This window comes from Enterococcus sp. DIV2419, assembly GCF_051711865.1.
Taxonomy (GTDB): Bacteria; Bacillota; Bacilli; order Lactobacillales; family Enterococcaceae; genus Enterococcus; species Enterococcus faecalis.
In genome coordinates this window covers 40,749-60,747 of sequence record NZ_JBIONS010000002.1, presented here as the reverse complement: position 1 = coordinate 60,747, position 19,999 = coordinate 40,749, and the positions used below count along the sequence as shown (strand labels likewise).

Here is a 19,999-nt window from a genome sequence, read left to right as displayed (position 1 = left end):
TTCCGATAAGTAGAAAACACCCTACTGATTTATATAATAGTAGGGTGTTTTGTTAATATAATTTACTTAAATTCTATAACTCACAGTCTATAATCACCTTTTATTCATTTAAATTCAATCCGATAACATATTTAACTCTACGTCAAAGTATAATTTTACCACACGAATCACCATATATAGTTGTATAACTATTTAAGATGACTTCATTAACTTGTTCAGGTTTAGTAAAAACAACTATGACAGATGGATCTTTTCCTGCTTGTTTAATTTGATCAAAATCAACTTCGGCTAATAATGTTTCGGTAGTAACCTTCTCTCCTGCATTAACAAAAATTGAAAACGGTTTACCCTCCAATTCAACTGTATCTATACCAATATGAATTAAATATTCAATATCTGCATCGCTTTTTATACTAATTGCATGCTTTGTTGGAAAAACAGCTTCAATTCGTCCAGTCAAAGGAGCACATATTTTGTTACCTTCGGGAACAACTGCAAATCCTTCTCCAAGTACTTTTTTTGAAAATATTGGATCATTTACTTCTGAAATAGGAATAATCCTCCCTGAACAAGGAGCAGTAATGGAAATTCCTTCTTGTTTTTTATTTTTAAATAGATTAAACATAAGATATCTCCTAATTCTCAATTTCTAAAATTTGATTAATTTCTTGACTAAGTAAATCAGCTTTACCACCAAAAACTGCCTGAATACCACCATTCACTTCAAAAACAGCAGTAGCACCTAGTTGTTTAATAGTTTCTTTGTCAACCATTCGGCCATCTACAACAGCTACACGTAAACGAGTAGCACAAGCTTCAACGGATTCAATATTGGTTCTACTACCAAGAGCTTTAATGATTATTTGAGCTTCATCATTTAATGATGTTTTTTTATTTAATTTATTTTCAGTAGTCGTTGGCAACTCTTCTCCCATTCCAGGAATAGCTACTTTAAATTTCTTAATGAAGAAAGTAAATACGCAGAAATAAACAATTGCCCAAGCAATTCCGAAAGGAATTAATTTCAGCCAATTTGTCTTATCGTTTCCTTGGAGTACACCAAATAATAAGAAATCAATTAATCCACCAGAAAATGAATTTCCTACTCGGATATTTAAAATATCAGCAAAATAAAAAGATAGACCATCTAAGAATGCATGAATTATATATAACCATGGGGCTACAAATAAAAACATATATTCAACTGGTTCAGTAATCCCTGTTAAAAATGAAGTCAAGCCACCACTAAAATAAAGTCCACCATTCTTTTTACGATTTTGTTTAGGTATAGCACGATACATAGCATAACAAGCTGCTGGTAAACCAAACATCATTGTCGCGAATCTACCTGCAAAGAAACGAGTACCATAAGTAAATAGTCCTGTATGGTTTGGATCAGCTAGTTGCGCAAAGAAAATATTTTGTGCACCAGAAACAGTAACTCCAGCTACACTTTCTGTACCTCCTAAAGACGTATACCAAAAAAGTGGATAAATAGTATGATGTAATCCTACTGCGCCAGTCAAACGAAGTAAAAATCCATACAAAAAAGTACCTAGACTTCCCATTTGTGCAATATGTTCTCCAACTACTGCTAATCCATTTTGAATTGGTGGCCAAATTAAATAAAAGAAAGAACCTATAATAATTGCCGCTAAACTAGAAATGATTGGAATAAAACGCGATCCGCCAAAAAAGCCCAAAAATTGCGGTAGTTCAATTTTCCGATATCGATTGTGTAGAAATGCAACAGTTCCGCCAATTACAATAGATCCAACAACACCAGTATCAAGAGTTGCATCTTTAGCAGAAAATAACGCAAGAAAGCCGCTGATCGTTGCTGTATACACTAAGTAAGATACTCCACCGGCTAGACCTGCTGTTCCTTTATCCCCCTTTGCTAACCCTACAGCAATACCTATAGCAAAAATCAATGCTAAATTAGTAAAGACAGCATTTCCTGCATAACTCATAATGCTTAATACTGTATGGATCCATGGCTGTTCTAAAATTGGATACGCATTCATTGCACTTTCATTTGTTAAAGCACCACCAAGACCTAAAAGTAAACCTGCTACTGGTAAGATTGCAATCGGTAACATAAATGCGCGACCTAATTGTGAAAACTTCTTAAACATCTTTTTCCTCCTTATTCAATGCATCGACAAATCTTTTAGCAATTTCTTGTGGTCGTGTAATTGCACCACCAACGACAATTCCTGCAACACCCAGCTTTTTAATTTGTATTGCTTGTTCAGGTGTATGAATTTTCCCTTCAGCAATAACACAAATATTTTCTTGTACTAATTGTTTAATTAATTTCATATCTGGGCCATTTTGTTTTTTGCTCTCCTTTGTATAGCCACTTAAGGTTGTACCAACAAAATCCACACCAGCTTGATAAGCATTCTTTCCTTCCTCAAAAGTAGAAATATCAGCCATTAATAGTTGTTGAGGATACTTTTTCTTTACTTTTTCTATAAAAGTATTAATAGATAATCCGTCATGACGTTTACGTAAAGTACAGTCCAAAGCAATTACCTCCACACCAATTGCAACTAATTCATCTACTTCTCTCATAGTTGCTGTAATAAATGGCTCTTCAGGAGGATAATCTCTTTTTATTATGCCAATAATCGGTAAAGAAACTTTCTCTTTGATTTCCTTAATATCTCGAACGGAATTTGCACGTATGCCAACAGCTCCAGCATTTTTAGCCGCTAATGCAAAATATGACATTAAACCTCCTTCCTCTGTATAAAATGGTTCACCAGGTAGCGCCTGACACGAAACAATTAAACCACCTGAGATTGCTTCTAAGAATTTTGCTTTGTCCAAACTCCATAAACCTCCATTTTTATTTTTTTTAGGATTTTTACTCCAAAAAAAGTTTAGCATCCGCTTACATTGTTGTCAAGAAAAATGGAGATTTTTGGAGTTTTTTAATTTTTATAGTGTATAATAAATAAAAATTACATTTAAAGGAGATTTTATGAATTACATTTATTTAATTAATGAACATTATCCCTTATTAACAAAATCGGAACGAAAAGTTGCTGATTTTATCCTTAGCTCTGGAGAATCTATTATTTACAGCACTATGAATGATATTAAAATAAAAGCGAATGTTGGCGATGCAACAATTATTCGCTTTTGTCAAAAACTTGGATTTTCTGGTTTTTCTGATCTAAAAATTGAAATTGCTAAAGAAGATTTTAGCAAAAAAAAAGAACAACCATCTAGTGGTAAATACCACGATGAAGTTGCTAAAAGTTTGATTGAAGTACTTCAGTCTACTTCTTGTTTAATTAATGAAGAAAAATTAACAAAAGCAATCCAACTTATTAATCAAGCAAGCAGCCTATATATTTTTGGTGTAGGATCTAGTGGAAATACTAGTCTTGATTTGGAAAGTATGTTTTTGAGGGTAGGAATACAAGCTAAAGCTGTATTAGATCCTCATTATCAAGCTCAAGTTGCTTCTTTGTTAACAGATAGAGATTTAGTTATTATCTTTTCTTTATCTGGAAAAACAAAAGATACTTATGACTCATTAAAAATTGCAAAAAATAATGGAGCAAAAATACTTGCTATAACAAATTATATTCATTCACCGATAGGAAAATCTGCAGATTTAGTTTTACAAACAGCAATCGAAGAATTTTTAAATGGTGGTTCTTTAGCTGGAAAAATTTCACAACTTTATATTTGTGATTTGTTAGTACATGAATATGAACAAAATAACAAGATTAATTCATTGGATTTAAGAGAAAAAGTCTTACGTTCAATTATTGATAAAAGAATTGAATGATTATTCAAAATTAGTTATTAAGAAAACACCAAAATACATACTACACATTGTTCACGTAGTACGTATTTTGGATTCTAGTTCACAGCCATTGGTAAACACTTGTTTTTAAATTTTATGATAATCGTACTCTCTTTTCATAACTATTCACCTTAGACAATAAATTTCACAATTCTATTTATTATGAAGGTAACAACTAACAATTTAGGGATTAATTTATGTATTTTAATTGGCACTATTATATTAATATTGAGGAGTTAGTTGTTGCCTATTACTATTTTATCAAGGTTTCACCTTTTTTTATTAAATCTGTGTATTCCTTCTTAATAGCACTCTCATCTAAACCAATATCTCTCTTTTGTCTAGCTGCTTGTTCTCTTGCTTCAAAATTATCTAGTTCGACTCCTGATAAATTGTATTTGTCCAGACGTCTATTTCATCAGCAATTGCTTTTGACGGAGCTATAAAGAATAATCCAACACTCAGCTGAAAAATAATCCCCAATAACACTTTTTTCATATACTTCTTTCTTTTAAATATTTTTGTAAACGCTTCCTTATTCGCTTTACCATAGTCTTGAAGCCTTTTAAAGGATTTCTAAGTTAAATGATATAATAATCATTATTTTCTATATATGATATAATTAAAGAAAATATCTAGGAGCTGAATAATATGGATCTATTTTTTGAAGTGATACGTGTTACTGGTGGTTTTTTGTTATGTTGGTTAGTATTTGTTATATTTTGTGCCACTTTAATTTTTCTATCAATAAAACATTTTAAAGAGTCACATATTCTTCATTCGCTTATTATTATTTTAGCATCCTTATCAATAATAATTACTACTTATATGGCATTGGGACTTTTCCTAGCTATTCTTAATAAGTAATTTACTAGCAAATATTAAGTAATTATATCCAATATTTTCGTAACCTTTGGTGGTCACTATTTTAGTGGTTAGTCCCCCAATCACATTATTTGTCTCTTTATTTTCTAGTAATCTAGTATCTATTTTTTCACTCCTAAACTTTTATTATTTATCTTTAGTAAAATATTTGTCTACTTACTTATAAAATGCTATAAAAGGATTAGGAAGCACAAATCACTTCTTTACAAATCTATCTCTTTGAGCCAGTCGGCGATAAACAACTGGATATTTATCAAGTGTCTTAATTGAAAAATAGTTAATCAGTGGTCGATTAACTGTTGCAATTGTTCAAACTTATAGTTGAAATTGAGACGAATTAACAGAAAAGAGGAACCCTTATTTTAAAGGATTCCTCTTTTCTATTTGGTACTTATGTTCCAGTCTCATAATCCACCGATTTTGATATTGAGAATTACTTCTGTCATGAATGGCTACTGAATGTCTTGTTCTAATACCCATTTGTTAATTCCTGAAAGAAAATAGGCTAATTTTGAATTAGAGCGTCTAAAAGGTTTCACTTTTAGAGCGGTATATTGTTTATTTCTTACATTAGTTGGAATTGCTTCTCCAGTTTGATATTGACTAGCTTTTGATAATAAAGTTACTTTTTTATTAAGCAGTGGCGTAGGAAACTCTTTTACATCCTGCTCTAATACCCACTTATTTATCCCCTCTAAATAATAAGCCAGCTTAGAACTCGATTGTGAAACGCTTTTTACATCCTTGATAATGTACTCTTTATTTCTTAAATCAGTAGGAATTTTTTCTCCAGTTTGATAGTAAGTAGCTCTTGATAATAAAGTAGCAATTTTACCTTTCATTGCATAATTTATTGGTTCTTTTCTAAAATTAATACCAGAATACTTCCATGAATAAACATTATCATTTAATTTCCAGTTACTCATATCTTTTTGATTAGTTAACATCACTTTTTGCCACCAAGGATTCCAAAAGTAGTAATAAGAATCTAACGTATTATTTTTGGCTATAATATAACCGATGACAGTAACTCCATGTGATTTTGCAGGATTATAATTCTGAGTAACGTTGTCTAAATGAACATACACTGGAGCCTTTTTATCAATTTGTGTTTGAACTTCCGCTGGTGTCAATCGACTATTTTTTATATCCAAAGTATAACCATATTCCTTTTGCATAGTTTGAACGGTATGTGCAAAAGGTTTACTTGTAATATACTTCCCATCTACTAATTCTGCTTCTGAGGCAGTAGGAAAAGCTTTTTTGATGAGCGTTTTTGCATTGGTTATGGCTTTCCCTTCAATCGAATTAATCATTGTAGATAACGTATAAAATGCACACCATGGTTCTAATCCTTGCGTTTCTGTAATCATCCAATTAGGGATAATATTTCGATTATACTCTGGAACCGTATCATCAGGTACAGAACGTTTCTTTCTATTAAAGTCGTCTACCGATTGCTTAATATCAACTGCTTGTTCACGAGTTGGTTCTTCTGCAGACAGAAGTTGGTGGCTCTCGCTATCAAGGTTCAAAGAAAAGCTGGTACCTTCTGCTGTAGGTGTTAGTCTATTTAACAGCTCAACAAACTGACTAGAAATCGTTAGCGATGGCGTATTGTTCATTAAAGAAACTTCTAATAAATCATGAATAAGCCCAGATTCTTTATCGATAATAGGAAAATAGGCTGTTTGAGTATCTGTTTCATTAGTTAAAGTAAATGGCTGCCCCAAATAAAAATAATCTGTACTTAAAGGTTCTGTATTTTCCACTACAGACAAGTTCTCAAAATAAAATTGCCAATCTTGCTGTGCATGCATCCTCAATTCTGAAGGTACTTCTTTTGTTTGAATGAACAGTGGAGGATTATCACTATCCATTGCTGAAGCATTAATTCCAAACAAAAGGCTTGTTAAAAACAAGCCTATCCCTAAAATGTATTTTTTCACGGTCCTTTCAACCTCTCTTACTTAAGAATAATCATACCTATAAATGTATAATCTTTTTGCGGTGTATTATTCACTGAAAAATCTGTAACAGTTAACTTATTTTTATTCGTCAACGTAGTCAGGCCAGAAGGATAGATATAGTTCGACATCCAGATACTTGTACTCATAAATGGTTCTTTAATATTTTCACCATCTGGAGCAACGTATACGTATCCATGCGCTACAGCTAATAAATAAGGTTCCATCCAATCGGTTTTGTTTGGTTTATAACATAGTAATACTGGATGATCTTTATCAAGCTCACTCTTCACTTGGTTGAAATTAAGTTCATTCTTCGTTGCATCAAGCCATTCCATATTTACCCCAATAGAAGTGGCATAGCGAATGCAATCTTTAATAGACGCAGAAGCATTATTAAATTCTTTGTCTGTCTTTTTTGGATATACAAATTTTAGTATCGTTTTTGCTGTAATATCTTTTCTACTTGTTTTAAAGTTTAACACTTTAGCAAAAGAATGCTCTATCCCCTGTAAATCATAATGTTGTTCGTTCGTTTCGAAATTAGCCAAACTCTTCATTTCAGGAGCAGCATTCACCACATAACCTGGACCCATAAAAAGCACTATAAGTATAGTAGAGATAACTTTCTTCATTTAGTTCACCTAACATTCCTTTTAAGTCTTGAAATGCCAACATAAGAGAGTACAACTAGTAAAAATCCAGACAACACGACTAAAATAGAGGACATATTTATACGCCAATTTTCACTAACGTTATAAGAATTCAACAGTCCATAGGTTCCTAGTACGACACTTACTAAACCTAATAGAAAAATTATCCGCCAAAAAGTGTACACTAACATTCTTAATTTTCTTGAAGAATTACTTGTTTCTCTTGTTTTAAATAAAGTGTATATAATCAAAAACGCAAGAATAATAGAAATTAGTTGAACCATCAATATGTCTCCTTCTTACTAATTAAGTCTAGTATCATACATCTTCATGGAAAATATTTTTTTTATCCATATAACCTTTGTAAGAGATTACAAATAAAAATATGGATATCAAGATAATTTTAAAATTTTTAAACTCGTCAAAAACAAAGTAAGCATAAAGAAAAGATATACCACCTAAAAAAATACAAGCAATAGAAATATTAAACGAAAATTTAACAAATAAGTAGAATTTATTCTTTATTTTTTCATTCAAAATCCCTATAGTAGCAATAAAAACTGAGACTATAAAGATTATTAGGATTAACCCTATTACAAGGTACATCTTTTTCAATCCTTTCGTAAACTCTATTAAGTTAATTCAATGTAGCCATTATTGGGTATTTTGTCAATAGAATCTAATAATTTTGCAGCCTGCTTTCCAGGACTTAGAATCGCACTAATAATTAATCCAACTGCTTTATCTTGTAAATAGTTTTTCGCGCCTTTTATTCCTAGCTTCTCGCTTTCTTTAATAATTACTGGAATCATTTCTTTTTTTACAAATTTCTTTGCACCTTCTTGACCCAATGCTTTAACCATTGCAGACACTGACCCAAAACCTCCGATAATTAATACAACATTAAGCGCAGTATCTAAAACTGTTCCTAAGACGTCAACAGAAATCAAACCATGTCCAGAATTTCTAGGTTGTATTATAAAACCTTGCATAGCGTTTGATAGATATTGTTTATATTGCTCTCTAGACATTCCATTTGTACTTCCATTTTGTAAAGCAATATCATATTGTAGATCTAAAACTTTGTTATATAATTCTAATTGAATAGGAGTCATATTTTCTTTATTGAATTCGGTTTCAAATAGAGAAACTCCTTTGTATTGATTGGCTAGCGCCTCCATCCGTTGCTCTAACTCTTTTGTTGTAGAATTTACTTGTACATAGTTACTCTCCTCATTTGCGTATACTGTAGCCCCTGTTGTTAATATCGGTGATAATCCTAATAACATTGCAACCCCAGTAGTAATACATATTCTCTTTTTCAATATTATACCTCCTATTAGTATTTTTCTTCTACTAAAAAAGTATATATTCATCAACTATTTACCGTCACTCAAATTCCTTAAATACACTATATTTCTCCCTATTATTTAGCATTGTTCCTCGAATTAATTTGAAGGATAAAATCATGTTTAAATTCAGAACACCTACTAACCCTTCTTCTGGAGTATTTAAAGATTCTAAGATTCTTCTTTCTAAATCCTGCCACTGTAAATAGTTACTATCATCGTCAAATAAACAAAATATCAAATCGCAAAAAGTTAAATTACTTTTTGGAAGTTTATTGTATATTCAATCTAATCCATATTCGTTTATTACACTAATAGCATCAATTTGAGCTTCTGGTTATCTGACATTTAAAAGAGTTTTATAATAAAGTTTATCGTAAAGCTCAATTTTAAAATTCTTAAATGCTCTTTTTATGAGATCTTGCAGTTTTGCATTAATTCATTAAAAAAATCACTATACTTCGGTTCCAATCCACTAGATAAGTCAAAGCCATTCCCTAAAATGACTACTTTTTTACCCAAAGTAAACACTTCCTTTATTATTTTATACCTATTCAAAGTAGATTATATGTTAACCACAAAATCAAGAAAACAAGGAAGTTCTGTAGTATCGACATTACCATCTAATAACGTTAAAAAAACAAAAGCAGATTAAGAATATATCGTTATGTATTCTGATGAATCACCGAATCTTAGTTATCGCTGTTTATACACTTTATTTCTTAATAATGAAGAAATAAAATTTCATATTTTCTCTATCCTTCTTTCTATAACTATCAGTGTAGTCAGCTTTAAGAACAAATCTGGCTACACTAACAATTAATCGTTACTTTCCAAAACTAAATACTCTATTTAGTTGAAAATATCTCCACTTCATAATGTTATCTATATTTTTATTATTTTTCTTAACGAAAAAATATATACTATTTTATTTGTAACCACAATACTTTTAAAATGCTTCATCTCTATTGAGAGTAAAAAATATTTTTTAGCCTAGACTTAATGTGATTTTTGATTCAACAGACATCTGACATTTTTAGGAGACGTTCCTGTTATTTTTAAAAAAATTTCGAGAAATGAGACGCATCTGAAAAACCTAATGATAGCGCAACATCACTAATAGTAATATTATATTTTAGCTGATAACATCTGTTTGTGTGTCTTTAGCTTCACCTGGAACTTCTGCTGCATGCACCGCAGGGGCTGCTAAGACACCTAGTAACGCTACAGACGCTGTCGCTAATCCTAATGTTGCTAATTTCATATAATTTCCTCCTTGTGGAATGTGATTTATTTGTATTCACTCATTGATGAGTGCTTATACCATAGTTAAAGTAAAGAGACTGATAATTATTGAGGGTGTGGGGTATTTTGCAACGTCCACGTCAGTACCCACGAGTATTCGCCTATTTTTTGCTCTTCAGGCGGAATGGTTAGAAAGAGGCCACGGGTCTTATTCTGCCAGCCTTCAGAGAGATTATCTTTATCAGGTTTATCTGGGAGATTCTCCTCAATAGGTTGGTCTTCCTGATTAATCGTCAACTGTTTATCTTTTCTGTTGATGTATATTAAAGATGTCCGTTTTCCTACCAAACTTCCTGAGCTTCTCAAATTTAAGACCCAATTTGTTTTTTTTATTTTTTGGACGTGTATCCGATACTATAAGATTTCCTTCAGACATTCCTGACAAAGTGATTGCTTCTGAAGATTTCTTAGTCTCACCAAAATTTATTCGATTCGGGACAGAATACAACGATAATTGACCTGAATAAACAGTAACGCGTACCTCTGTTGTATTGTATAGTCCAAACTCATTCACTGCTTTAATAGTGATTTTGTGATCTCCAGCAGTAAGATCTGTTACTATAGCATCAAGTTGGTTATGTTGGTTGCTTCTATTCTCTAAAGGAAGCTCCTCTCCTTGATCAACACGGTAAAAATAGTGAACCACTTCCCCTTCCGTTTCTACCATTCCTTTTACTGGTATTTCCTCTTTTTCAGAGTAACTCCCCCCTCCTTTCACAACTAACTTTAAATGGCTCTTTTGTAAGAAGTGAATTGGAGCCGGACTGAGAAACTGGTTACCTCTATAGTAATAGGTCGTTGACCGGTTTAAGAAGCTCGTATCTCCTTTTTTATCAATGTCATCTTTAACAGCCGGGGAATCTATCGTTACGGGTACATTTGGAACCACTTGTTTAGTAAATAAGTTGACTACTCGAATATACTCTGACGGATTGATCTTTTCCGTAATCGGTGTTTCGACTTTTCTGTTTTTATAATCGTTCCCTTTCAAAACACGACTTACCCCTTGGACATCAGTGGAGCCGTTTGCTTGCGTTTCATCGTTTTTCCCATTTTCCTCACTGCTTGCTTTTGCAGCATTCCATGGCGAAATGTAGTTACTCCATGTAGACAGGGTTAGTGTGTTAGTACGTGTGTTCTTGCCTTTTCGATTATAAAAAGCAACGGATGGCCTTAACTGATTGTTTTTATTGGGGAGAAGCTTCCCTTTGGTTACAATTTTGTTTTTGCTAAAATCATTAGGATTATTTTCAGAAAGCTTATTAACATCTAGATGCAAGTACGACCATATTTCAGCAGTCCCTTTCCCAAACACTAACGACCATAAATAACTGATAATTGAGAATAGATCAAATGAAATGCTATTGGCTTCATATTCAATTTTCCCCTCAGCATTAAGCTTAAATGAATCTCGACTAATTGTTAATTTATTATTCCCTAGCCAAATGCGTGTATTATTCATATCTAGTGCATTTATAAATTGTTGGGGAGTCATTCCTTCTGGAACAGTCCAAGTAATTTTAAAACCGATATGATACCTCAAAAAAGCATTATAAGCTACTTCTGTTCCTGGAACAGAAAATTTCTGATTTATGGCAAGGGTGCCACCTTTTAATGGATCTCCTTCTGGACTTTTTTCCGGTGTATAAATCATTCCCGTATCTGGTTTTGCTAAATCAGATACACGCCTAGTTTTGACACCCTCTTCATCCGTTATCGAACCAGTTGTGCTCTCCGTTTGAACCGGAGGAGCATCAAAAGAAGTTTCCTAGCTTTTTCCAGCATCTTCTGTAATAGAATGGCTCGTTTGTTCTGATGTTGCCGTATTAGCGTTTATTTCCGAAGATAAACTGCTCTCCGAAGAGGGTGTTGTAGTCTCTATACTTGATTCTTCAGTTGTTTGCGTAATATTAGGTGCATTCTCCTTTGTTGTTGACACTACCTGCACACTTATTATGGGTGAGAAAAAAGAAAACAACAAAACCATGATAACCCCAATAAAAACACTTTTTTTAAGCATTCGTATCCTTCTTTCTCTTCTTTTTCTTGTGAGTTAAAAATATATAAACTAAAAGTAAAAAAATAATCAGTACAAACAGACCAATAAGCCTCCACAACCACAGATTTTGGTCAAACAAGGACAAGAAATACAAACTAAATAAAAAAGTCCAGAGGATTTTCTCCTCTGAACTTGACACTATCCTACAATTTTTCTTTATCAAATTATTGACAAAGAATCACAATATTTTGCTGTTTTTTGGTATTTTGTAATAGTATTAGCTCCGTACTCAGGAATTCTATTTTCAAAATTATTCTACTTAAAATAATAATAAATTTTTTCTGCTGGATACTGCTTAACATTTCAATTCTAATAAATTACCTGCTTGGAGAAATCCTATCTATCTTCAAACAATTATTTTTACTCTAAAACAGAACTTACAACATTTATCGCTAGTATTTGAACTTTCCTTTCTTGTAAAAATATCCAATATAAAAAGTTTCAAAAATAGCTAAACACAAGAAAACTGACGAAATTACTAAAACAGTGTTAGTAAAAATTATTTCATATAAAAATAGTGAACTAATTATACCAGTCGTAAATGATGTAACTACCAAAAAAAAGTGTAATAATTTATTTTTAGAAGTATCATCCTTAGAACGTAGATAACAATATAAATTAGTAGATAGCCCCTTTATATTACCCGTAGTAAACAAATTAGTATAAGTGAGGCCATTAATCCTATCGAAGGATACCCATCTAATAGCCGAAATAAAGGAAATAGAAATAATAATAGTAGTTTCATAGGGTTGTGGAAATTTTAAACTAGCTACAAAAAAAATTAAAGCTTCAAAATAAAGTATAAATATCCGCCAATAATATACTTTCTTTTTTCTACACAAATCTATTAGAACCTGGGCAACAAATACACCACTAAAAAAGAATGTGATTGAAAGTATTTTTTTAATCGCAAAATCCCATTGATGATCTCGTAGTTGACTAATTGCTATAATTAAATTTCCTGTTTGAGCTGATGCAAATGTCTTGTAATGCACATAAGTGTAATAATCAATCATTCCACCAAGAAAAGTAAGTAATAATCCAACTAATCTATCTTCGTGAAAATTATTCTTCATTGCTTTCCTCTTTATATCGTTATTTATTTTGAATCGGATCCTAACTTCTCTATCTATTTCTCATTAAGCTTATGCAAAACTTAGTGAGAAAATAGAGTAACTTCACTTAGATTTTTTGCATCCACACTAAATCCACATATCTAATTTTTATTATAGCATTTCCTTCTAAAGCTTTTCAAACACTTAGTGAATGAAATAGTTTTAAACACTATCTTAAATATCTACAATGTAAGATAAAGATTATTATGAAACATACTCATGAATCTATATATTTCTTAGTTGTTGCTCAGAAAGCTTAACGCTTTATATATTAAATGCTTTACTGTTTCTAGTGGCATTACAGACAGTATTTCAGTGATCTTCGGTGCAGACTTTCTATCAGTAAATACAATATTTAACGGCATATATATATTTCGGCCCTTCTGTCCAGTTGCCTTTTGAATGGTACGAATAATTTCTGAATAGTCCACTATCTCTTTCATTTCGTTTAACTCTGTTATCATTATATTTAAAATTTGTTTAACACTATCTTTATCAAAATCTTCTAAATCAGAATAAGTAAAAGAAGCTTGTTCAATGGTTTTAATAAACAAAATTTTTTCCATAAAAGTCATTAAAGACTTTGCTTCTGTATGATAGATATTTACTACTTTTTTAACAAAATTAGAATCATTTTCAATTTCAAATTTTTTCAATTGTTTAGCAGTATAAGTTTCTTCGGCATTCACTAAAAGCAGTATCCGACATGTTAAATCTTCAATTGAAGTCTTTTTAATATATTCTGCGTTTATCCAGTCCAGTTTCTTTTGATCAAAATAAGCAGGGGACGCAGACATTCTATTTATATCGTAAGCTTCAATCAATTCTTCTCGATTAAACAATTCCTTTTCTCCAACTGGTGACCAGCCAAGGAAGGCAATAAAGTTTAATAGTGCCTCATTTAAATACCCATATTTGCGATATTGACTGATAAATTGTAATGTATTTTTATCACGTTTACTCAACTTTTTATGAGTATTCATGCTATAGATTAGTGAAATGTGCCCAAAAAAAGGTTGTGAAAGCCTCAAAGCTTCGTATACAGCAATCTGTTTTGGCGTATTGGCAATGTGATCATCACCACGTAAAACATGTGTTATTTTCATTAGATAGTCATCAATAACAACTGCAAAATTATAGGTTGCCATACCGTTACTTTTTTCAATGATAAAATCCCCACCAATATTATCTGAGTTAAATTCGACACGTCCCTTAATCATATCATTCCAACAATAAATATAATTTGGTGGTAAATGTAGGCGAACTGTCGATTTGCGTCCTTCAGCTTCAGCTTGCTTTATTTGTTCTTCAGAAGCACCATACCAGCGTCCGTCGTAATGAGGAGCAATTTTAGCATCAACTTGTTGGTCATGTAATTCTTTTAGCTCCTCTTTCGTTGAATAGTCTCGATATGCAAGACCATTATCCAAAAGTTGTTGCACATATTTGTGATATAAGTTTACACGGTCTTTTTGATGATAAGGAGCAAATTCAACTTTAGGTTTATCTGGACCTTCATCCCAATCGATACCTAGCCAGTGGAGATTCTCCATCTGACTTTCTTCTCCATGTAGAACATTTCTCTTTAGGTCAGTATCTTCAATCCGTAGTACCCAAGTACCATTGTAATGTTTTGCGAATAAATAATTAAATAATGCAGATTGTGCATTTCCTAAATGCAAAAAACCTGTTGGGCTTGGTGCATATCTAACTCGAACATTGCCAGTAATACTTACCTTGTTTTTCTTCAATTGATACAGCTCCCTTATAATGTTAATTTCCTTAAGTTTATTAATAACTTATTTAAATATATTCTTATGCTATGTGTTATTTTGTATAGAATACTTAAACTAGCTATTTTTGAAATATCTCATATAGAAATTTTTTAGCGAAACAAATATATCTTTTTCTTCTTTTCTTTTATATAATTCTTTATTAATGATTAAATAGTAATAAAGAAACTGTTTTTTATCTAATGTTGTTTGTTTAAGATCATCACGCTTATCTATCATGCTGTGAGGTAGCAGAGTTACTTTTTCGCTAAGAGCTACTATATTTTTAATAGCTTGTATATCAGAAATAATGTTAATATTCTTTGTTTTTATGTTATTTTTTTCAATAAATGTATTAACACAATTATTTAGAACGCTACCTTTTTTACTTGTTAAATAAGTTAAGTTTTCCATGTTATTTGTATAAATAAATTTATTATCTATGGAAGATATCAAAAAAAGCTCTTCTTTATACAACTCTATTATTATAGTATCTACAAAATTTTCTAATTTTTTATCACTTTCTAATATTTTTATATATTTTATATTGTTTTCTATCGATTCATCAAGTAAAAAAATACAGTTTTTGGAGTACTCTTCATAAAGTAAGGGAATTAAATATGTCATGACTAAATCTGATACTAGTATAGTTATCTTATTGTGGCATTTTATTGAATAATACTCATTCATTTCCTCTATAATTTTTTTTATTTTAAGAGAAAATTCTAAAAAGACTTTCCCGTCTTCTGTTATTGAAAAAGTCGGTTTACCTTGATGTCTATTAATTAGTTTTTTTCCTGTATAAGTTTCTAATCTGTTTATTAACTTTGATACTGCAGATTGTGACATGTGTTCTTCTTCGGAAATCCTCAAAAAATTAACACCTTCACAAATTTTACAGTAAAATAATATATCATATAAATTCATTATTTTATACTCCTAATTTAATCAAACTATCTAGGTTTAAATTTATGTTAAAAAATATGTTTTCGTGATTCTCTTATTTAGAATCTTCTGGTATAACCCATTAAACACTGGTTGCTTTAGTACCTATTCCACTTTCAGAATATCTAAATAATATTAATTCTACGATTCTAAAATAGTCACCTACGTTCTTAAAAGTTTCTATTTTATTTTTTTCAAAAATAATTAATTATTATTAATTTATAAAAGTGCTTCTTCTATTATCAATGAACCCAATTAACATAATTGAATGGACTGATAGATATTATTGTTTATTGCTTTCGAAATTTAATTAAAAACTAATAATACCTCATTCAAATTTTGGTATCTTTTTTATACAGATAGCAGAGCAAATATTAAAACATATACGCCAACATGTTCCTGTAGACCAATAGTCTCTCTCAACATTCTTATACTATATGTCATTGGTAACCAAGGGCTTATTATTTAATAAATTCTTGGACACAATGGTAGCGAATAAGTACCCGCGCTCGTTGATAATTATAATCTATTACTATATTAACCTGCAGAATGCCTCTTCCATATATTTTTTTCATTCCAATAAGTAACAGCTACAGGTATGAAAAAGCTATTTCGATAATACTTTTCCTAAAATCACAATAATCATCATTTTTTAGAAATAAATTTATAGCTATAATGAATCAAAAAAACAAATAAGACAAAGAAATAGATATTAATTTAAGATAGAAAAGCACTACACTAAGACAATAACAAGGCATAATGTAGTGCTTTTATACGAATATTTAATGGCTAAATAATAGATTGATTTGGTCGCACTAAGCGGCTTGTTTCCAACTCTTTTATACTTAATTTCAAATCATCAATGAAATCTCCACAAACGGTCATAGTCATTGATGGTCGAACAACAATTCTACTAATAGTTGTATTTTCTCTATTTTTAGGTAATGGATAAGCAGGTACTTGCCATCCATGTTTTGCAAGTACTGATTCTAAATCATATAAAGACCAATCAGTTTTTATTTCATCGTTTAGCTTCCAACAAACAATTGGTAGCTGTGAACCGTCATTAATAATTTCAAAGAAGCCAGTACTAGAAATTTCGTCAGCTAAAGCTATTGAGACTTTTCTAACACCTTCCATAATTTTTTTATATCCATAAAAGCCAAATCTAATAAAATTATAGTACTGTGCTACAATATGTGCTCCGCTATGAGAGAAATTGATTGCGATAGAGTCTACTTTATCTCCTAAATATGCAACTTCAAATCTCATGCTTTCAGGTAAAAGATCAAGATTGTTTTCTCTCCATATTACCCATCCAATTCCAGGATAGACCATTCCATACTTGTGACCCGAAACATTAATTGAAACTACGTTTTTCAGTCTGAAGTCCCAAGGTTTAAATCCATCCATAAATGGTGAAAACAGGCCTCCAAATGCTGCATCTACGTGTATACGAAGATCTAATTTTGAATTTTTATTGTACTCAGAAACCAAATCATCTAGCTTTTGAATATCATCTACTGCTCCAGTATAGGTAATTCCATGAACGCCTACAATTCCAATAGTATTTTCATCAACATAAGACATGACTGAGTCTGTATCTAGGGACATATGATCTTTAGACACTGGTATTGACCGTAATTCAACATCCCAATATACACAGAATTTTTCCCATACTACTTGATATCCTGACATTATAACTAAATTTGGCTTATGATCTTTCATATTATCAACATCAATTCCAACATCAGCAGCTCGTTTTCTCCAAGATTTAAGTAGAGCTAACCCGCCTAGCATACACCCTTCTGAAGAACCTACAGTAGAAGTCCCAATAAAATCTTTAAAAATTTCTTTATCATCACCAACATTCCACAGGTGTGCAATCATACTAATACATGAATTTTCCATAGCTGATGTTTTAGGATATTCTGATTTATCGATAGCGTTGGTATTTAAGCTATTTAAAATTAATTCGTCCGCTTGCTTCTCCATTTGAGTAGTACAAAATGTTGCTAAATTTTGATTAGCTTTTGCCTCGTTCAATCTAAAATGTTCAATTAAATCTCTAGCTAAGTTAGCATACATAGGAGTTTCTGGCATTTTAGTATTTGGTAGTAGTCTTTGCGATCCTTTACTTCCTAAAAAAGAATCTTCTAAATATTCTTGATATTCATTCAAATCATTTTTTTTTGTCATTGTTTATATCTCCTCTGTTATTTTTTTTATTTATTTCTTCCATTCTTCATGTTTTTTATACATTGCAAATGGAACAATTAAAACAATTATAAATGCAACCAATAGCATCATTAAGTACGCTTGTTTTTCACTTGTTGGTAATTCACTAGCGGGTACAAACGAAACTACAAATCCTAATAGTGATAGGATAAATCCTAAGAAACCTACAATAATTTTTATAATTTTATATTTAGTAAAATTATAAGTAGGTACTAAATTCTTTCCTCTTTTTGTTTGAAGAACAATATAACTGATAAACATCATCATATACATTAAAGTATATATTGCTACAGTAAGACTCATAGCAGTTCGGAAAGATAAATTATCTTTTGAACCTCCAGCTCCAAATGTCAGTAAAGCCCCCATAATAGAAACAATCGTTCCCTGCAAAATCATAACATTAGTTGGAATTCCATAATCATTTAATTTAGAGAACTTTTTAGGTAAAAAACCTTTTTTAGCAGCCTCATACATTCCCGTGTTTGGGCCAACTACCCAACTACTTATTTCACCTAATACGCCAATGGCTAAAAGGATACCCGAAATTTTCTCTAATATAACTCCATGGCTTGCTATTTTATCTAAAAGTCCTCCAAATGCAAATACAATCCCATTACTAAGAACAATATGGTCATTGGGAATAGTCATAGCTATGGCCATTGAGCCAACGATATCTGAAATTACTGCACATATTCCTAAGGCAAGCATAACTTTAGGATAAGCTTTTGGATTTTTTAGATTTTTAACATGAGGGGCAGATCCCTCAGCACCAGCAAACGCTAATATAAAAGGAACAAATCCAACTAGTGTGTGTATTCCAAAACTGTGTGGCATAATTGTATGCCAGTTAATAGTTACGTAATGGCTATGACCTTGTGCTAAGTAAATAATAAACATTACTAAAAGAATTAGTACTGGAATTATGACACCTATGGTAAAACACCACTGAGCAATTTGCCCCGTAACTTTTGTACCATGTTGTTGAAGAAAAATTAGTCCCCAAAGAATAACCATCATCACTATAAACTTTATTAAAGGATTTGAATCAATAACCGGGATATTCAAAGAAGCAGCAAAACAACCTATGATAAAATACATCATTGTATTTATCCCTACAGTTATATGAACCCATTGGTAAAACAAGGCTAACCAACCATTTTTTTCACCTAATGTGCCCGAAACCCAAGTGAATACCCCACCCTTCTCCCATCCATCAATAGATGCCATTTCTCCAGAAGATAGTATCACTGGTAAAAACCATAACACCGCGGCTAAAAATAGAAAGAAAAAAGCATGCGGACCTTGTTTTGCAAAAGCAGCAAAACCATAAACTGTCATAACCATAGATGTTGTCATAGAAAATAATTGTAAAGACGTAATCTGATTATGCTCTTTTTTAGAATCAGTACTCATTTATGCAGCTCTCCTTTTATACTTATTTTTTAATACATTAGCATAATACAAAATATCTACATCAATTAATAACGATTTAAAATCAAGTTAAATATTACTCTACGGAATATTTAGCTTGTATTTATTAATGGAACAGTTTGTGATAAAAAAGCAGAAGAGATATAATAAATTAATAAACTTGTTTGACAGAAGACTATTTCATTTTAAATCCATAATTTAAAATTTAAATTATAGTAAAATATTCTTTTCTTAGAAATCTTATTTCTTGTATAAACTAGGTGAATTTTCTGCTAATGAAATAATTTACGAATAAATTATAATATTTGTATAATTTTATATAGTTTATCTTCTTTTCATACTTACTTATCTTTAGCATCTGATAAATAATTGAGTAAATTAAAAACAGCTAGCATGGTTTTAATAGTCACACTAAGCTGTTAATAATGGATAGATACTTATGAAGTCCAGC

The 19,999-nt window shown here is 31.2% G+C and carries 16 protein-coding genes and 1 pseudogene; 2 read left to right on the top strand and 15 right to left on the bottom strand.

The genetic code is table 11. The annotated features are described in order from the left end of the window. Nucleotides 1–142 precede the first annotated feature (142 nt). Genes IGI97_RS13310 through IGI97_RS13300 form a run of 3 tightly spaced genes read right to left on the bottom strand, consistent with a single transcriptional unit; the run spans nt 143 to nt 2,838 of the window. Nucleotides 143–625, bottom strand: coding sequence for a PTS sugar transporter subunit IIA (locus tag IGI97_RS13310; protein ID WP_002394852.1), 483 nt, complete (start codon nt 623–625; stop codon nt 143–145). Between the two features lie 10 nt (nt 626–635). Next, entirely contained in the window at nt 636–2,138 is a 1,503-nt protein-coding gene (locus IGI97_RS13305) for a PTS transporter subunit EIIC (protein ID WP_438738856.1), read from the bottom strand. After that, nucleotides 2,131–2,838 (bottom strand): N-acetylmannosamine-6-phosphate 2-epimerase, encoded by a 708-nt coding sequence (locus IGI97_RS13300; protein WP_033598548.1) that lies wholly within the window; start codon nt 2,836–2,838, stop codon nt 2,131–2,133. Before IGI97_RS13300 ends, IGI97_RS13305 begins: the two co-directional genes overlap by 8 nt. Before the next feature lie 154 nt (nt 2,839–2,992). On the opposite strand from IGI97_RS13300, the gene IGI97_RS13295 reads away from it, so the two are divergent. Continuing rightward, nucleotides 2,993–3,811, top strand: coding sequence for a MurR/RpiR family transcriptional regulator (locus IGI97_RS13295; protein WP_023895262.1), 819 nt, complete (start codon nt 2,993–2,995; stop codon nt 3,809–3,811). Between the two features lie 1,355 nt (nt 3,812–5,166). Here the strand turns inward: IGI97_RS13295 and IGI97_RS13290 are convergent. The 3 genes from IGI97_RS13290 to IGI97_RS13280 form a co-directional block, all read right to left on the bottom strand. Then, nucleotides 5,167–6,663 carry a C47 family peptidase gene (locus tag IGI97_RS13290; protein ID WP_438738859.1) on the bottom strand — a complete coding sequence of 499 codons (1,497 nt, stop codon included), beginning with the start codon at nt 6,661–6,663 and terminating at the stop codon, nt 5,167–5,169. A 17-nt stretch (nt 6,664–6,680) separates the two neighbouring features. Beyond that, a complete protein-coding gene (locus tag IGI97_RS13285) occupies nt 6,681–7,316 on the bottom strand; it encodes a C47 family peptidase (RefSeq protein ID WP_438738860.1) in 636 nt (211 codons plus the stop codon). A gap of 650 nt (nt 7,317–7,966) precedes the next feature. Next, nucleotides 7,967–8,659 (bottom strand): hypothetical protein, encoded by a 693-nt coding sequence (locus tag IGI97_RS13280; RefSeq protein WP_349581885.1) that lies wholly within the window; start codon nt 8,657–8,659, stop codon nt 7,967–7,969. Nucleotides 8,660–9,251: 592 nt separating this feature from the next. Between IGI97_RS13280 and IGI97_RS13275 the strand changes: the two are divergent. Next, nucleotides 9,252–9,335: pseudogene (locus IGI97_RS13275) on the top strand (type II toxin-antitoxin system PemI/MazE family antitoxin); the annotation flags it as partial. Nucleotides 9,336–9,818: 483 nt separating this feature from the next. Here the strand turns inward: IGI97_RS13275 and IGI97_RS13270 are convergent. The 9 genes from IGI97_RS13270 to IGI97_RS13230 form a co-directional block, all read right to left on the bottom strand. Then, nucleotides 9,819–9,947, bottom strand: a complete 129-nt coding sequence (locus IGI97_RS13270; protein WP_438738863.1) for a hypothetical protein — start codon at nt 9,945–9,947, stop codon at nt 9,819–9,821. An 86-nt stretch (nt 9,948–10,033) separates the two neighbouring features. Then, nucleotides 10,034–10,225, bottom strand: a complete 192-nt coding sequence (locus tag IGI97_RS13265; RefSeq protein ID WP_438738865.1) for a hypothetical protein — start codon at nt 10,223–10,225, stop codon at nt 10,034–10,036. Between the two features lie 4 nt (nt 10,226–10,229). Next, nucleotides 10,230–11,642 (bottom strand): hypothetical protein, encoded by a 1,413-nt coding sequence (locus IGI97_RS13260; RefSeq protein ID WP_438738867.1) that lies wholly within the window; start codon nt 11,640–11,642, stop codon nt 10,230–10,232. A 114-nt stretch (nt 11,643–11,756) separates the two neighbouring features. Further along, a complete protein-coding gene (locus IGI97_RS13255) occupies nt 11,757–12,008 on the bottom strand; it encodes a hypothetical protein (protein WP_438738869.1) in 252 nt (83 codons plus the stop codon). 431 nt (nt 12,009–12,439) lie between these two features. After that, nucleotides 12,440–13,123, bottom strand: coding sequence for a YoaK family protein (locus tag IGI97_RS13250; RefSeq protein ID WP_438738871.1), 684 nt, complete (start codon nt 13,121–13,123; stop codon nt 12,440–12,442). A 275-nt stretch (nt 13,124–13,398) separates the two neighbouring features. Continuing rightward, nucleotides 13,399–14,913, bottom strand: coding sequence for a glutamate--tRNA ligase (gene gltX / locus IGI97_RS13245; protein WP_033598559.1), 1,515 nt, complete (start codon nt 14,911–14,913; stop codon nt 13,399–13,401). Between the two features lie 99 nt (nt 14,914–15,012). Further along, the gene (locus tag IGI97_RS13240; RefSeq protein WP_202584263.1) at nt 15,013–15,861 is read right to left on the bottom strand and encodes a LysR family transcriptional regulator; all 849 of its coding nucleotides are present in this window, start codon (nt 15,859–15,861) and stop codon (nt 15,013–15,015) included. Between the two features lie 807 nt (nt 15,862–16,668). Continuing rightward, nucleotides 16,669–18,078 (bottom strand): glutamate decarboxylase, encoded by a 1,410-nt coding sequence (locus IGI97_RS13235; RefSeq protein WP_438738873.1) that lies wholly within the window; start codon nt 18,076–18,078, stop codon nt 16,669–16,671. A gap of 30 nt (nt 18,079–18,108) precedes the next feature. Continuing rightward, nucleotides 18,109–19,530, bottom strand: coding sequence for an amino acid permease (locus tag IGI97_RS13230; protein ID WP_033598565.1), 1,422 nt, complete (start codon nt 19,528–19,530; stop codon nt 18,109–18,111). Nucleotides 19,531–19,999 lie beyond the last annotated feature (469 nt).

Coding starts and splice junctions, on each gene's coding strand:
- IGI97_RS13240 (WP_202584263.1), bottom strand. CDS start 15,861: ATGAATTTATATGATATATTATTTTACTGTAAAATTTGTGAAGGTGTT.
- IGI97_RS13255 (WP_438738869.1), bottom strand. CDS start 12,008: ATGCTTAAAAAAAGTGTTTTTATTGGGGTTATCATGGTTTTGTTGTTT.
- IGI97_RS13295 (WP_023895262.1), top strand. CDS start 2,993: ATGAATTACATTTATTTAATTAATGAACATTATCCCTTATTAACAAAA.
- IGI97_RS13305 (WP_438738856.1), bottom strand. CDS start 2,138: ATGTTTAAGAAGTTTTCACAATTAGGTCGCGCATTTATGTTACCGATT.
- IGI97_RS13250 (WP_438738871.1), bottom strand. CDS start 13,123: ATGAAGAATAATTTTCACGAAGATAGATTAGTTGGATTATTACTTACT.
- IGI97_RS13260 (WP_438738867.1), bottom strand. CDS start 11,642: ATGATTTATACACCGGAAAAAAGTCCAGAAGGAGATCCATTAAAAGGT.
- IGI97_RS13285 (WP_438738860.1), bottom strand. CDS start 7,316: ATGAAGAAAGTTATCTCTACTATACTTATAGTGCTTTTTATGGGTCCA.
- IGI97_RS13270 (WP_438738863.1), bottom strand. CDS start 9,947: ATGAAATTAGCAACATTAGGATTAGCGACAGCGTCTGTAGCGTTACTA.
- IGI97_RS13230 (WP_033598565.1), bottom strand. CDS start 19,530: ATGAGTACTGATTCTAAAAAAGAGCATAATCAGATTACGTCTTTACAA.
- IGI97_RS13310 (WP_002394852.1), bottom strand. CDS start 625: ATGTTTAATCTATTTAAAAATAAAAAACAAGAAGGAATTTCCATTACT.
- IGI97_RS13235 (WP_438738873.1), bottom strand. CDS start 18,078: ATGACAAAAAAAAATGATTTGAATGAATATCAAGAATATTTAGAAGAT.